This window comes from Methylobacterium oryzisoli (assembly GCF_046557895.1).
Lineage (GTDB): Bacteria > Pseudomonadota > Alphaproteobacteria > Rhizobiales > Beijerinckiaceae > Methylobacterium > Methylobacterium oryzisoli.
Genome location: NZ_JBKIBX010000020.1, coordinates 71488 through 84164, shown reverse-complemented (window position 1 = coordinate 84164; position 12677 = coordinate 71488). Strand labels below are relative to the sequence as shown.

General features: G+C 72.8%; 12 protein-coding genes and 1 tRNA gene. 5 read left to right on the top strand and 8 right to left on the bottom strand.

The window, feature by feature from the left end:
- Positions 1-4: 4 nt before the first annotated feature.
- Positions 5-286 (top strand): hypothetical protein, encoded by a 282-nt coding sequence (locus ACKUB9_RS19545; protein ID WP_407525618.1) that lies wholly within the window; start codon positions 5-7, stop codon positions 284-286.
- An 11-nt stretch (positions 287-297) separates the two neighbouring features.
- A complete protein-coding gene (locus ACKUB9_RS19540; protein ID WP_407525620.1) occupies positions 298-756 on the top strand; it encodes a hypothetical protein in 459 nt (152 codons plus the stop codon).
- Positions 757-793: 37 nt separating this feature from the next.
- On the opposite strand, the gene prfB is transcribed toward ACKUB9_RS19540, so the two are convergent.
- The 6 genes from prfB to ACKUB9_RS19510 form a co-directional block, all read right to left on the bottom strand.
- A protein-coding gene (gene prfB / locus ACKUB9_RS19535) for a peptide chain release factor 2 (protein WP_407525622.1) occupies positions 794-1922 on the bottom strand; the annotation gives its coding sequence in 2 pieces (ribosomal slippage) (positions 794-1852 and positions 1854-1922; 1128 coding nt in all).
- Between the two features lie 70 nt (positions 1923-1992).
- Entirely contained in the window at positions 1993-2769 is a 777-nt protein-coding gene (locus ACKUB9_RS19530; RefSeq protein ID WP_407525625.1) for an SAM-dependent methyltransferase, read from the bottom strand.
- Positions 2770-2783: 14 nt separating this feature from the next.
- Complete coding sequence (locus tag ACKUB9_RS19525) at positions 2784-3080, bottom strand: addiction module antidote protein (RefSeq protein ID WP_407525627.1); 297 nt, start codon at positions 3078-3080, stop codon at positions 2784-2786.
- A complete protein-coding gene (locus tag ACKUB9_RS19520) occupies positions 3073-3378 on the bottom strand; it encodes a type II toxin-antitoxin system RelE/ParE family toxin (RefSeq protein ID WP_407525630.1) in 306 nt (101 codons plus the stop codon). Before ACKUB9_RS19520 ends, ACKUB9_RS19525 begins: the two co-directional genes overlap by 8 nt.
- Before the next feature lie 66 nt (positions 3379-3444).
- Entirely contained in the window at positions 3445-5871 is a 2427-nt protein-coding gene (locus ACKUB9_RS19515) for a penicillin-binding protein 1A (RefSeq protein WP_407525633.1), read from the bottom strand.
- 163 nt (positions 5872-6034) lie between these two features.
- A complete protein-coding gene (locus ACKUB9_RS19510; protein ID WP_407525636.1) occupies positions 6035-7282 on the bottom strand; it encodes an N-acetylmuramoyl-L-alanine amidase in 1248 nt (415 codons plus the stop codon).
- 199 nt (positions 7283-7481) lie between these two features.
- On the opposite strand from ACKUB9_RS19510, the gene ACKUB9_RS19505 reads away from it, so the two are divergent.
- Positions 7482-7557, top strand: a tRNA-Asn gene (locus ACKUB9_RS19505).
- 66 nt (positions 7558-7623) lie between these two features.
- Here ACKUB9_RS19505 and ACKUB9_RS19500 read toward each other — a convergent pair.
- On the bottom strand, positions 7624-8559 hold the full coding sequence (locus ACKUB9_RS19500) for a bifunctional helix-turn-helix transcriptional regulator/GNAT family N-acetyltransferase (protein ID WP_407525639.1): 936 nt from the start codon (positions 8557-8559) through the stop codon (positions 7624-7626).
- A gap of 151 nt (positions 8560-8710) precedes the next feature.
- Between ACKUB9_RS19500 and ACKUB9_RS19495 the strand changes: the two genes are divergently transcribed.
- The gene (locus ACKUB9_RS19495) at positions 8711-9862 is read left to right on the top strand and encodes an aminotransferase class I/II-fold pyridoxal phosphate-dependent enzyme (protein ID WP_407525641.1); all 1152 of its coding nucleotides are present in this window, start codon (positions 8711-8713) and stop codon (positions 9860-9862) included.
- Positions 9859-10539: a dethiobiotin synthase gene (gene bioD / locus ACKUB9_RS19490; RefSeq protein ID WP_407525644.1), complete on the top strand. Its 681-nt coding sequence runs from the start codon at positions 9859-9861 to the stop codon at positions 10537-10539. Before ACKUB9_RS19495 ends, bioD begins: the two co-directional genes overlap by 4 nt.
- Positions 10540-10543: 4 nt before the next feature.
- On the opposite strand, the gene ACKUB9_RS19485 is transcribed toward bioD, so the two are convergent.
- The gene (locus tag ACKUB9_RS19485; RefSeq protein WP_407525647.1) at positions 10544-12673 is read right to left on the bottom strand and encodes a response regulator; all 2130 of its coding nucleotides are present in this window, start codon (positions 12671-12673) and stop codon (positions 10544-10546) included.
- Positions 12674-12677 lie beyond the last annotated feature (4 nt).

The following is a 12677-nucleotide window of genomic DNA, read 5'->3' as shown; positions in this document are numbered from 1 at the left end:
GGTCATGACCATGACCGTCCTTGCGCCCGAAACGACCGCCCTGATCCGGGATCTCGTGATGCGCGAGCTTCCGGGCGCGCGCGACACTGCGATCGACGTCAGGGTCGACGAGGACCACGACGGGGACGATGCGATCATGGTTCGGATCGCGTACGACGATGCGGATACCGGGTTCGATCCGAAGGCGGCGGCCCGCATGGTGTTGAGGCTCAACGCCGCGTTGTCGGCCACTGGCGAGAGCCGGTTCGCCTACGTCTCCTACCTGCCGGGCGGCTCAGACGCGTAGCAGGCCACCCGATGAACAAGGACCTGTTGCGGACAGCCCGGAGGCTGGCGACCGCGCCGCGCGGCAAGCCGAGACAATCCGATCTCAAACGGTCCGTCAGCACATCGTACTATGCCCTGTTCCACGCCATCGCGGGCGAGTGCGCCGACCGCCTGATCGGAACGGGGCCGAACGTGCCCAGGCGCGCGTGGCTCCAGACGTTTCGCGCGCTCGACCATGGGGCCGCGAAGAGGGCCTGCGGCAAGCTCCTGGCTCACGGCTTCCCCCAGGATCTCGTCGATGTCGGCCGCGCGTTCGTGCCGCTCCAGCAACAGCGGCACGATGCCGACTACGACTTCTTCCACCGAGTCAGTCTGCAGGATGCCCAGGCGGCGATCTCCCTTGCCGAGAGCGCCATCGACGCGCTTCGCCGCGCCACGATGTCGGATCGGAAGGCGTTCGCGGCCATCGTTCTGTTCACGAAGCGATGACCGATGCCGACGCCGTTTGCTGAAAGCGGAGACGGTCTCAGTCGAGGTCTTCGACCGCCTCGGCCCCGCCGTAGACGCGCTGGGCGAGCGAGGCCTCAATGAACGGGTCGAGGTCGCCGTCGAGCACGTCGTCGGGGCTGGTCGACTGGGCGCCGGTGCGCAGGTCCTTCACGAGCTGATAGGGCTGCAGCACGTAGGAGCGGATCTGGTGGCCCCAGCCGATCTCGGTCTTCGAGGCGGCCTCCGCGTTGGCCTTCTCCTCCCGCTTCTTCAGCTCCAGCTCGTAGAGCCGGGCGCGCAGCATGTTCCAGGCGGTGGCCCGGTTCTTGTGCTGCGAGCGCTCCTGCTGGCAGGCCACCACGATCCCGGTGGGGAGGTGGGTGATGCGCACCGCCGAATCGGTGGTGTTCACGTGCTGGCCGCCCGCGCCCGAGGAGCGGTAGGTGTCGATGCGGCAGTCCGACTCCTTCACCTCGATGGTGATGCGGTCGTCGATGACCGGGTAGACCCAGACGCTCGCGAAGCTGGTGTGGCGCCGCGCATTGGAATCGTAGGGCGAGATGCGCACCAGCCGGTGCACGCCCGACTCGGTCTTGAGCCAGCCGTAGGCGTTGTGGCCCTTGATCAGGAGCGTGGCGCCCTTGATGCCGGCCTCCTCGCCGTCCGACCATTCGACGATGTCGACCTTGTACTTCCGCCGCTCGGCCCAGCGCGCGTACATGCGCTGGAGCATGTTGGCCCAGTCCTGGCTCTCGGTGCCGCCCGCGCCGGCATGGACCTCCAGGTAGGTGTCGTTGCCGTCCGCCTCGCCCGCCAGCAGGGTCTCGATCTGGCGCCGCGCGGCCTCGGCCTGCACGGCGCGGATCTGCTCCTCGCCCTCGCGGATGCTGGCCGCGTCGCCCTCCATCTCGCCGAGTTCGATCAGGGTGGCGCCGTCCTCCAGCCCCTGCTCCAGGCGCCGGATCGCCGCGATCGCCTCGTCGAGGTCGTTGCGCTCGCGCATGACCTTCTGGGCCGCCTCCGGGTCGTTCCAGAGGTTCGGGTCCTCGGAGGCAGCGTTCAGCTCGGCCAGGCGCTTGTCCGCGGTATCCCAGTCAAAGATGCCTCCTCAGCAGTCCGATCGACTGCTTGGCGGCATCCGAGAGTTGCTCGATCTCGGCGCGCATCAGGTGTGACGGTCGTTGGAGAGGTGGGCGGGCTTGATAGCCTCCCGGGCCGTCCCTGTAAACGGCGGGCTCAGGCGTCGGGCCGCACGCCCACCAGCACGCGGATGTCCCCCTCGCGGCACAGGGCCTCCAGGCGCGGCTCGGCGACGCCGAGATCCGAGACCGCGTAGCCGCGCCGCTCCAAGAGCTCGCGGACGCGCCCGCTCGGCGCCCCGTAGCAGCCGTGCGTCTCGACCGCGACCACCCGGGGGCGGATCGTCATCCGGTCGAGGATCGGCACCTCCGCCCCCTCGCAGTCGAGTTCGAGCACGTCGGCGGGCGGGAGATCCTCGGGGGGCACGACGGTGCGGGACGGGGCGGCGCCGTAGACGCGGATCGGCGCGCCCACCACCGCGTGGTGCAGGCGCACCCGGGCCGCGACGCCGTTCGCCGCGAGCGTGCGGGCGGTGGCGGCGATCCCGCCCGGATCGCCCTCGTAGCAGGTCACGGACCCGGACTCGCCCGCGGCGAGCGCCGCGACCGCCGTGGTGATGCCGTTGCCGGTGCCGATCACCGTCACGGCATCGCCCGGCCGCACCGCCGCGCGCAGCGCCGTCACGAGGCCGTGCTCGAAATCCGGGATGTCCTGGCGCACCAGCGCGGCCGGCAGCCAGCGGTCGCCCCAGGCCCGGTGCAGGCCGGTGGGCAGGCCGGCGTAGAGCACCGGCTCGGCGCGCGGCAGCAGGAGGCGCAGGCTGCGGTCGTAGGCGACCGCCGCGAGCTTGGCGGCGACCCCGGCCGCCCCGCCCTGCGCGCGCAGGTAGGCGAGCTTGCCGCGCACGTCCCGCAGGGCCGCGAGCGCCGACACGCGAAGGCCCCGGCTCAAGAAGCGGAGCGCAGCGGGACCGCTGCCATACCGACGCCGAGCGCCTTCATGATCGCAAGCGTCGTTTCGAGGGTCGGGTTGCTATTTCCGTCCAGGGAGCGACGGACATCCTCCAGGGAGACGCCCATCCCGCTGGCCACGTGATCCAGGCCAGCGGCCCGCGCAGCGATGCCGAGAGCGGTAGAGATGTGGCGGGCGTCTCCCGTGTCGAAGGCATCGGTGAGGAACACGGCGATCGCCTCGTCCGATTGCAGCATATCTGCCAGATCGAGATCCGCGAGCCGTTCAGCCATCGTCGTCATTCCATTCGGCGGCAAGCCGCAGGGCTGTCCGGATATCCCGATCCTGGCTCGATTTGTCGCCGCCACAAAGGAGGACGACGATATCCGATCCGCGCCATTGAAAGTAGACCCGATAGCCTGGGCCGTAGTGAATGCGCAGCTCGTGAACGCCCTGGCCGACGGGCGCTGCGTCACCCGCCAAGCCGTTCACCAATCGCAGCAGGCGAGCTGCGATGTGGGCCTTGGCTCTGGTGTCGGCCAGCCGTCGCTCCCACCGGCGGAACGTCTCGGTCTGCTTCAGGTGGGGCACGGCTGACCCTTCACAAGCCACCGTTAGGTCAGCCAGGACAGAGCGGCGATCGCTCCCCTCGTCCGCTCAGTACAGCCCACCCGCCTGCGCGGCCCGGTCGCCGTCCGGCGGGGGCGCGCCGGGATAGCCGGGCTGGGCCGCGGCCGGGGCCGAGTAGCTGTCGGGCGGCGCGGTGCCGGGCTTGAACGCCTCCAGGATGCCGCCCTCGCCGCCGCCCGCGCGGGTGCCCGACGCGAGGTTGACGCGGATCAGCTTGATGCCGGGCGGCACCCGGAACGGGGTCGGCGGCTTGTCGGCGAGCGCGGCCTTGAGGAAGTCGCGCACGACCGGCGCCGCGAGGCCGCCGCCGGTCGCCCGGTCGCCGAGCGAGCGCGGCTTGTCGAAGCCGATATAGACGCCCACCGCGAGGTCCGGCGAAAAACCCACGAACCACGCGTCCTTGGCGTCGTTGGTGGTGCCGGTCTTGCCCGCGAGCGGCTTGCCGATCTCCTTGAGGATGGTGGCGGTGCCGCGCTGGACCACGCCCTCCATGATCGAGACCATCTGGTAGGCGGTGAGCGGGTCGAGCACCTGCTCGGACTCGTCCACGAGCTTGGGCTCGTCCTGGCCGGACCATTTTTCGGCGTCGCAGCCGAGGCACTTGCGGTTGTCGTGCCGGTAGATCGTCTCGCCGGTGCGGTCCTGGATGCGGTCGATCAGCGTCGGGCGGATGCGCCGGCCGCCGTTGTCGAGCATCGAATAGGCCGTGACCATGCGCATCACGGTGGTCTCGCCGGCGCCGAGCGACATCGGCAGCACGGGCAGCATGTCGTCGTAGACGCCGAAGCGGCGGGCGTACTCGGCGATCAGCGGCATGCCGATGTCCTTGGAGAGCCGCACCGTCATCAGGTTCTTCGAGTGCTCGATGCCGTAGCGCAGGGTGTGCGGCCCGCCCGACTTGCCGTCGTAGTTCGAGGGCGTCCAGGCCTCCTGGCCAGGGCCGGCCTCGATGGTGATGGGCGTGTCGAGGACGATCGAGGAGGGCGTGTAGCCGTTGTCGAGGGCCGCCGCGTAGACGATCGGCTTGAACGAGGAGCCGGGCTGACGCAGGGCCTGCGTCGCGCGGTTGAACTCGCTCTCGTCGTAGGAAAAACCGCCCACCATCGCGTGGACGCGGCCGGTATGCGGGTCCATCGCCAGGATGGCGCCGGAGACCTCGGGCACCTGCCGCAGGCGGTAGGCGGCGTTCTGGCCGTCCATCCGCTCGACGTAGACCACGTCGCCCGGGCTCAGGACCGTGGTGATGCCCCGTCCGGTCCAGCGCACGCCGTCGGCCGCGATGAGGCCGGTCTCGCGCTCGCGGCCGACCGCGCCCGAGCTCTCGCGCCGGGGCTGGAGGCCGATCTGCGCCCGGCCGCCCGCGACCTCCAGCACCACGGCGAGACGCCAGGGCTGCACGTCGCCGAGCGCGGGCACCTCCGCCACCGCGAGGCCCCAGTCGCGGCCCGCGATCTCGATGCGCTTGACCGCCCCGCGCCAGCCGCGCGCCTGGTCGTAGCGCACGAGGCCGTCGACCAGCGCCTTGCGGGCCTGCAGCTGCATCTTCGGGTCGAGGGTGGTGCGCACCGACAGGCCGCCCTCGTAGAGCTTCTTCTCGCCGTAGCGCTCGGAGATCTCGCGGCGCACCTCCTCGGCGAAGTAGTTCGCGCTGGCGGTGTTGGGCGAGACGTTGCGCGGGTTGACCCCCAGCGGCAGCTTGCGCTCGGCCTCGGCCTCCTCGCGGGTGATGTACCCGTTCTGGGCCATCAGGCCGATGATCTCGTTGCGGCGCGCCAGCGCCGCCTGGGTCTTGCGGTAGGGGTGGTAGTTGTTCGGTCCCTTGGGCAGCGCCGCGAGGTAGGCCGCCTCGTGGATCGTCAGCTCGTGCACCGACTTGCCGAAATAGTCGAGCGCGGCCGCCGCGATGCCGTGCAGGTTGCGGCCCGGCACGATCGTGCCGAGGAAGATCTCGTTGAGGTAGAGTTCGAGGATCTTGTCCTTCGAGTAGGTCGACTCGATGCGCAGCGCGATCAGCGCCTCGCGGATCTTGCGGTCGATGGTCTGCTCGTTGGTGAGCAGGAAGTTCTTGGCGACCTGCTGGGTGATGGTCGAGGCGCCCTGCTTCTTGCCGCTCTGCGCGTTGGTGACCACCGCGCGGACGATGCCCTCGGGGTCGATGCCGCCGTGCTTGTAGAAATTCTTGTCCTCGGCCGACAGGAAGGCCGCCACGATGATCTTGGGCATGGCCTGGATCGGCAGGTAGAGCCGGCGCTCGCGGGCGTACTCGGCGAGCAGGCTGCCGTCCGCGGCGTGCACGCGGGTCATCACCGGCGGCTCGTAATTGGCGAGCGCGGCGTGGTCCGGCAGGTCCTGCGAGTACTTCCAGTAGAAGTAGCCGCCGATCGCGGCGCCGACGACGAAGACCATCGCGGCGATGCTGAACAGGAAGCCGAAGAAGCGAAGGATGAAGCGCATCCGAACCCGATCCGTCGATGATGAGCCGCCAGCGGCGGAGGGCCGCGCCGCGTCCAGGATACCCTGTTCCCGCCGCTTCAGCGAGGGCACGCGCGTTCGCGCGCCGCCATCGGGCGGGTATACTCGGGAATCGCGGCGCCGACGGCGCCCATCCACACGGGATCTATGGTGAAACTGGGGCGGTCGACGCCGCGCGGCGCGCCAGGGTCGGATTCGGCCCGGGCGGGGTGCGGCCGGCGAAGAAGGTCTCGATCGCCCCCGCCATCTGCTCGGTGACCCGGGCGCGCCACTCCTCGGAGAGCAGGAGGTCGAGGTCGCGCTTGCTCGACAGGTAGCCGAGTTCGACCAGCACGGAGGGCACGTCGGGGGAGCGCAGCACCCGGAACCCCGCCTCGCGGTGGGGCTTGACGCTCATCTCCATCACCCGGCCGAGCTGGCCGAGCAGCCCTTGCGCGAAGCGGGCCGAGAAGCCGCGGGTCTCGCGCAGGGTGAGCTCCTGGAGGATGTCGGAGACGTCGCCCGGCCCCTCGGCGCTGTCGGCGCCCGCGGCCTGGTCGGCCTTGTTCTCGCGATCGGCGAGGCGCGCCGATTCGGCGTCGGTGGCTTTTTCGGAGCCCGTGTAGATGGTGGCGCCGCGCACCTGCGGGGCGGCCGAGATCGAATCGGCGTGGATCGACACGAACAGGTCGGCCTTCGCCTCGCGGGCGATCCGCACCCGCTCGGCGAGGGGCACGAACACGTCGGCGTCGCGGGTCAGGCGCACCCGCACCCGGCGCCCGTCCTCCAGCCGCCGCGCCAGCTCGCGGGCCACCCCGAACACGATGTCCTTCTCGAAGGCGCCGTTGGCCGCGATGGCGCCCGGATCGGTGCCGCCGTGCCCGGCATCGACGATCACCAGAGGGCGGGTGTCGCCGGGCGTCGGCGCGAGCGCCTTCGGGGTCGGGGGCGGCTCGGGCGCGACGGCGGCGCGGCGGAAGCCGTCGCGGTCGGACCGGGCGAGGTCGATGGTGAGCAGCGTCGCCCCGTCCCGCGGGCGCGGCGCGGTCGCCACCCGGGTCACGGTGGCGGTCTGGGCGAGGTCGATGACGAGGCGCGAGCGCCCCGGGGCGAAGAGCCCGTAGCGGTAGGAGGCGACGAGGCCCTCCCGCCGCCGCCCGGCCTCCGGGGGCAGCTGGAAGTTCACCTCGGGCATCTCGACCACCGCCCGGTCGGGCCGCTCCATCACGAAGGCCCGGGCCTCCACCGGCCGCGACAGCACGATGCTGAGCCGGGTGCCCCCGTCCGGGGCCGCCCCGACCTCGGCGGCGATCGCCACGGCCGGCCCCTCCCCGGCGCGGACCGGCGCCGGGCTGAGCCACGCCGCCGCGAGCAGGGCGGTGCAGAAGAGGAATCGGACGGCGCGTCTCGTCATCGGCGGGTCGCGAATCGGTTGGGACTGCCCGGTTACGCCATAACCGGAGCATGGTTAACGCTTGGCAAAGCCGTTCGGCGCCGCCGCTCCGGCTTGTTGCCGCAAGGTCACAGCCGGACCGGCGGTCCCCACTCGGCCCGCCGCGGGATCGCCATTTGACGCCGCCCCGCGTTTCGCCTAGAGAGGCGCCCCGGCGCGATCCCCGATAGCTCAGCTGGTAGAGCAGGCGACTGTTAATCGCCTTGTCGCAGGTTCGAGTCCTGCTCGGGGAGCCACCCCGCCGCGCCCTTCCGCATTCCTCATCCGTGTCCGTCAGACGGCGCAGCCCTCGAGATCGCGGCTCAGCCCGTCAGATCGAGGTCCCAGGTCTCCCCGACGAGGTCGCGGCCGAAGGAGCGGTGCGGCGCACTGGCGGTGAGCCGGAACCCGGCTCCCTCGTAGAGGCGCCGGGCGGCCCCCAGCACGTCGTTGGTCCACAGCGTCACGCGCCGGTAGCCCGCCGCCCGCGCGAAGGCGAGGCAGGTCACGATGAGCGCGCTCCCGAGGCCGAGCCCCCGGGCCGCGCCCTCGACGTAGAGCAGGCGCAGCTTCGCCACCTCGTCCGACTGGCGCACGAGGAAGATGCTCCCCAGCACCTCCCCGCCCCGCTCGGCCACCCAGCCGCCCTCGCGGGCCGGGTCGTGCTCCGCCACGAAGGCCGCCAGGATGCCGGCGACCAGGGCCTCGAAGCTGTCGTCCCAGCCGTATTCCTCGGCGTAGAGCCGTCCCTGGCGGTGGATGATCCAGCCGGTGTCGCCGGGCCGGAAGGCGCGGATCGCGGCGGGCTCCGTCGCCTCGGCGCCGAGCAGGTGCCGCACGGAGCGCATCGCGCGCACCAGCGCCGTCCGGCCGGGCGCGGAGAGCCGGTCGAGCAGCGCGCCGACCTCCCGGCGCGAGGCCTCGTCGAGGGGCGCGAAGGCCGCCCGCCCGGCCGGCGTGAGCGCGAGCACGCGGCTGCGCCCGTCTGTCCCGCTCGGCGCGCGCGCGACCAGCCCCTGCGCGGCGAAGCGCGCGAGCAGGCGGCTGAGATACCCCGCATCGAGCCCGAGATCCTGGCCGAGCGCGGCGGCGGTGAGCCCATCGCGGTGGGCGAGTTCGTAGAGCACCCGCGCCTCGGTGAGCGAGAAGCGGCTGCGGTGCAGCCCCTCGTCGAGGAGCCCGATCTGCCGCGTGTAGAACCGCGCGAAGGCGCGCACCTCCGCGACGGCGTCGTCCGACGGTGAGAGAATCGGGGTCATGCCGCGCCTCCTGTCGTCCCAGACCGTCGAGACTTTGATTGACTGAGTCAACTAATTTGCGTGCTTCAAGGGGCTGGACCATCGGGGCTGCGGCCTCACCCACCGTTTCGTTCGGCTTGACACCCTCAAGCCCCGGCGCCACAGCGCGCCCATGCCAAGTGCCCGGCCAAGTGCCCTACCCAGCCTCGACGCCTTCGCGCGCGGCAAGCTCGCCGGCCTCGACGCGTCGGGCCTGCGCCGCACTCTCGTGGCGACCCGGCGCACCGGGGGCGCCGGGGCCGAGCGCGCCGGCCGGCCTGTGGTGTCCTTCTCCTGCAACGACTATCTCGGCCTCTCGACCCATCCGGCGGTGGTCGCGGCGGCGCGCGAGGCCCTGGAGCGCTACGGGGCCGGCAGCGGCGGCTCGCGCCTCGTCACCGGGAACCACCCGCTCTTCGCCGACCTCGAAGCGGCGCTGGCAGGGCGCAAGGGGCACGAGGCGGCCCTGATCTTCGGCAGCGGTTACCTCGCCAATCTCGGCATCACGCCGGCGCTCGCCGGGGCGGGCGACCTGATCCTGATCGACGAACTCGGCCATTCCTGCATGTGGGCGGGCACGCGACTCGCGGGTGCCCGCACCCTGCCGTTCCGCCACAACGACCTCGCCCACCTCGAAGACCTGCTCGCGCGCGAGCGCGGGGCCGCCCGGCACGCGCTCATCCTCACCGAGCGGGTCTTCTCGATGGACGGCGACCGTGCGCCCGTCGCCGACATCCTCGCCCTCGGGGCGCGCTTCGACGCCTGGACCCTCGTGGACGACGCCCACGGGCTCGGCGTGGTCGGGCCGGACGCCACGGCGCCGCTGGAGATGGGCACGCTCTCGAAGGCGCTCGGCAGCTACGGCGGCTATCTCTGCGCCTCGCGGGCGGTCATCGACCTCCTCACGAGCCGGGCGCGCAGCTTCGTCTACACCACCGGCCTGCCCCCGGCCTCCGCCGCCGCCGCGCTGGCCGCGCTCGCGGTGATCGCCGCGGAGCCGGAGCGCGCCGCCCGCCCGCTCGCGCTCGCGCGCCGCTTCACCGCCCGCCTCGGTCTGCCGGAGGCCGAGAGCGCCGTGGTGCCGGTGCAGGTGGGCGAGGCCGAGGCCGCGCTCGCCCTGTCGCGGGCGCTCGAAGCGCGGGGCTTCCTCGTGGTGGCGATCCGCCCGCCGACCGTGCCGCCCGGCACCGCCCGGCTGCGCGTCGCCTTCTCGGCCGCCCATACGGAGCAGGAGGTCGACGCCCTGGCCGATGCGTTGCGCGACGCGCGGGCGGTCCTCGGATGAGCGCCCTCTTCGTCGCCGGGGCCGGCACCGAGATCGGCAAGACCTACGTCACGGCGGCGCTGACCCGGGCGATCCGCGCGAGCGGCCGGCCGGTGGTGGCGCTCAAGCCCGTGGCGAGCGGCGTGCCGCCCCTCGCCGACCCGGATTTCGCCGGCAGCGACACCGCCCTGCTCCTCGCCGCGCAGGGGCTCGGTGTCACGCCCGGGACGGTGGCCGCCTGCACCCCCTGGCGCTTCGCCGCTCCCCTCGCCCCCGACCTCGCCGCCGCCCGGGAGGACCGCCGCCTCGCCCTCGCCGAATTGGTCGCGTGGTGCGAAACATCCATCGCGGCCGCCCCGGCCGGTGCCGCGGTGCTGGTCGAGGGCGTCGGCGGCCTGATGAGCCCGCTCACCCCGGAGGCGACCGGCCTCGCGTGGCTCAAGGCCCTGCGCCTGCCGGCCCTGCTCGTCTCGGGCAGCTATCTCGGGGCGATCAGCCACGCCCTCACGGCGGTCGAGACGCTGCGCGCCCACGCGGTGGCGTTGCGCGCAGTGGTGGTGAGCGAGACGCCCGGCGCCCCGACGCCCCCGGAGACGGTCGCGGAGGCGGTGGCCCGCCACGCGGGCGTGCGGGTCCTGTGCCTGGGGCGCGGCGCGCCGTTTCCGGCCGGGGCGCTCGACGTCCTCGATCCGGCCTGAGCCGTCAGGCCGCCGCGACCGGCGCCAGCACGGCGGCGAGCAGCACCGCCAGATCCTCCTGCGTGAACGGCTTCGACAGGCGCGGCACCGGGATCTCGCCGTCGCTCGGCAGTTCCGCGTAGCCGGTGGCCAGGATCACCGGCAGCGCCGGATGCGCCTCGCGCAGGCGCCGGGCGAGGTCGAGGCCGGTCATACCCGGCATGGCGTGGTCGGTCACCACGGCGTCCACCGCCGGGTTGGCGCGCAGCAGCAGCAGCGCCTCGCCGGCCGAGGGCGCCTCCAGGGTGGCGTGGCCGAGATCCTCCAGCATCGCGGCGGTGCCGGTGCGCACCAGCGCGTCGTCGTCCACCACCAGGATCGTGCAGGGCCGGATCGCCGCGAAGCGCGGCTCGGGCGCCGCCGGGGCGGGCGCCGGGGCGGCGAGCGCCGGCGCGGCCGGCAGCCAGAGATCGACGGCGGTGCCCCGGCCCGGCGCGCTCGACAGGCGCAGCGCCCCCCCGGACTGGGCCATGAGCCCCTGCACCATCGACAGGCCGAGGCCCGTGCCCTTGCCCGGTCCCTTGGTGGTGAAGAAGGGCTCGGTCGCCTTGGCGAGCGTGCTGTCGTCCATGCCCGCGCCGGTATCGGCGACGCGGATGCGCACGTAGGCGCCCGGCGGCAGGTCGGGCGCCTCGCCGGCCGCGATCCCGTCGAGGGTGATGGTGCCGCCGCCCGGCATCGCGTCCCGGGCGTTCACCGCGAGGTTGAGGAGCGCCAGTTCGAACTGGTTGGTGTCGATGCGGATCGGCGGCAGGTCGGGCGGAAACGCGGCGGCGAGGCGCACGCTCGGGCCCAGCGCCCGCTCCAGGAGCCCGCGCATGCCCTCGACGAGGCCCGCCACCGTGGCGGTCTCGGGCCGCAGCTCCTGGCGGCGCGCGAAGGCCAGCAGGCGCTGCGTCAGCGCCGCGCCGCGCCGCGCGCCCTGCACGGCGTTGTCCACGAGGCGATGCGCCCGGGCATCCTCCGGGTCCAGGCGTTTCTCCAGCAGTTCGAGGGAGCCGAGCACGGCCATCAGGAGGTTGTTGAAGTCGTGCGCGACGCCCCCGGTGAGCTGGCCGATCGTGTCGAGCTTCTGGGCCTCGAAGAGCTGGGCCAGCGCCGCCTCGCGCTCGCGGGTGCGCTCCTCGATGCGCCGCTCCAGGTCGCGGTTGAGGTCGAGCAGCACCTCCTCGGCGCGCTTGCGCGCCGTGATGTCGTGGGTGACGCCGCTGAGGCGCCGCCGCCCGGCCGCGTCCGTGGTGGTCGCCGCCCCGGTCACGCACCACAGGGTCTCGCCGTCCGGCCGCACGATGCGGAACTCCGCGTCGAAGGGCTCGCCGGTCAGCGCCGCCCGGCGCCCCAACGCCCGCATCCGCCCGCGGTCGTCCGGGTGGACGAGGGGCGCGACGCTCTCGGGGGTCGGCACGAAGTCGGCCGGATCGACGCCGAACAGCCGGTACTGGCCCTCGTCCCAGGCGTACTCGCCGGTGGCCGGGTCCCAGTCCCAGGAGCCCATGCGGCCGGCGGCGAGCGCGAGGCTGCGCCGCTGCTCGCTCTCGCGCAGGCGCGCCGTCGAGGCTTCGAGCGCGGCCGTGCGCTCGGCGACGTGCTGCTCCAGCTCGGCGTTGAGGCGCTCCAGCTGCCGGGTCTTGCGGTAGAGTTCGGCGAAGATGCGCACCTTGGCGCGCAGCACCGCCGGTACCACCGGCACCGGCACGTAATCGACCGCGCCGGCCTCGTAGCCGCGCAGGTGGTCGAGGTCGCTGATCTGGATCGCCGAGACGAAGATGATCGCCACGTGCTGGTAGCGCGGATGCTCGCGGATCATCGTGGCGAGCTCGAACCCGTCGAGCTCGGGCATGCACACGTCGATCAAGACCACGGCGATCTCGGTGCGCAGCAGGTGCGCCAGCGCCTCCCGCGCCGAGGTCGCCTTGATCAGCGTGTCCCCGAGCTCGCTCAGGATCACCTCGTAGCTCAGGAGCTTGGCCGGCTGGTCGTCGACCAGCAGGATGTTGACCCGGTCGTCCGCGCGCGGCGCCGCACCGGCCGCCGCGGGCCGGGACGATCCCTCGCCGGTACGCTCCGCCTCGCTCATCGGGTCCTGGATCGGCATCGGG

Coding starts and splice junctions, on each gene's coding strand:
- ACKUB9_RS19545 (WP_407525618.1), top strand. CDS start 5: ATGACCATGACCGTCCTTGCGCCCGAAACGACCGCCCTGATCCGGGAT.
- ACKUB9_RS19540 (WP_407525620.1), top strand. CDS start 298: ATGAACAAGGACCTGTTGCGGACAGCCCGGAGGCTGGCGACCGCGCCG.
- ACKUB9_RS19525 (WP_407525627.1), bottom strand. CDS start 3,080: ATGGCTGAACGGCTCGCGGATCTCGATCTGGCAGATATGCTGCAATCG.
- ACKUB9_RS19515 (WP_407525633.1), bottom strand. CDS start 5,871: ATGCGCTTCATCCTTCGCTTCTTCGGCTTCCTGTTCAGCATCGCCGCG.
- ACKUB9_RS19510 (WP_407525636.1), bottom strand. CDS start 7,282: ATGACGAGACGCGCCGTCCGATTCCTCTTCTGCACCGCCCTGCTCGCG.
- ACKUB9_RS19500 (WP_407525639.1), bottom strand. CDS start 8,559: ATGACCCCGATTCTCTCACCGTCGGACGACGCCGTCGCGGAGGTGCGC.
- ACKUB9_RS19495 (WP_407525641.1), top strand. CDS start 8,711: ATGCCAAGTGCCCGGCCAAGTGCCCTACCCAGCCTCGACGCCTTCGCG.
- bioD (WP_407525644.1), top strand. CDS start 9,859: ATGAGCGCCCTCTTCGTCGCCGGGGCCGGCACCGAGATCGGCAAGACC.
- ACKUB9_RS19485 (WP_407525647.1), bottom strand. CDS start 12,673: ATGCCGATCCAGGACCCGATGAGCGAGGCGGAGCGTACCGGCGAGGGA.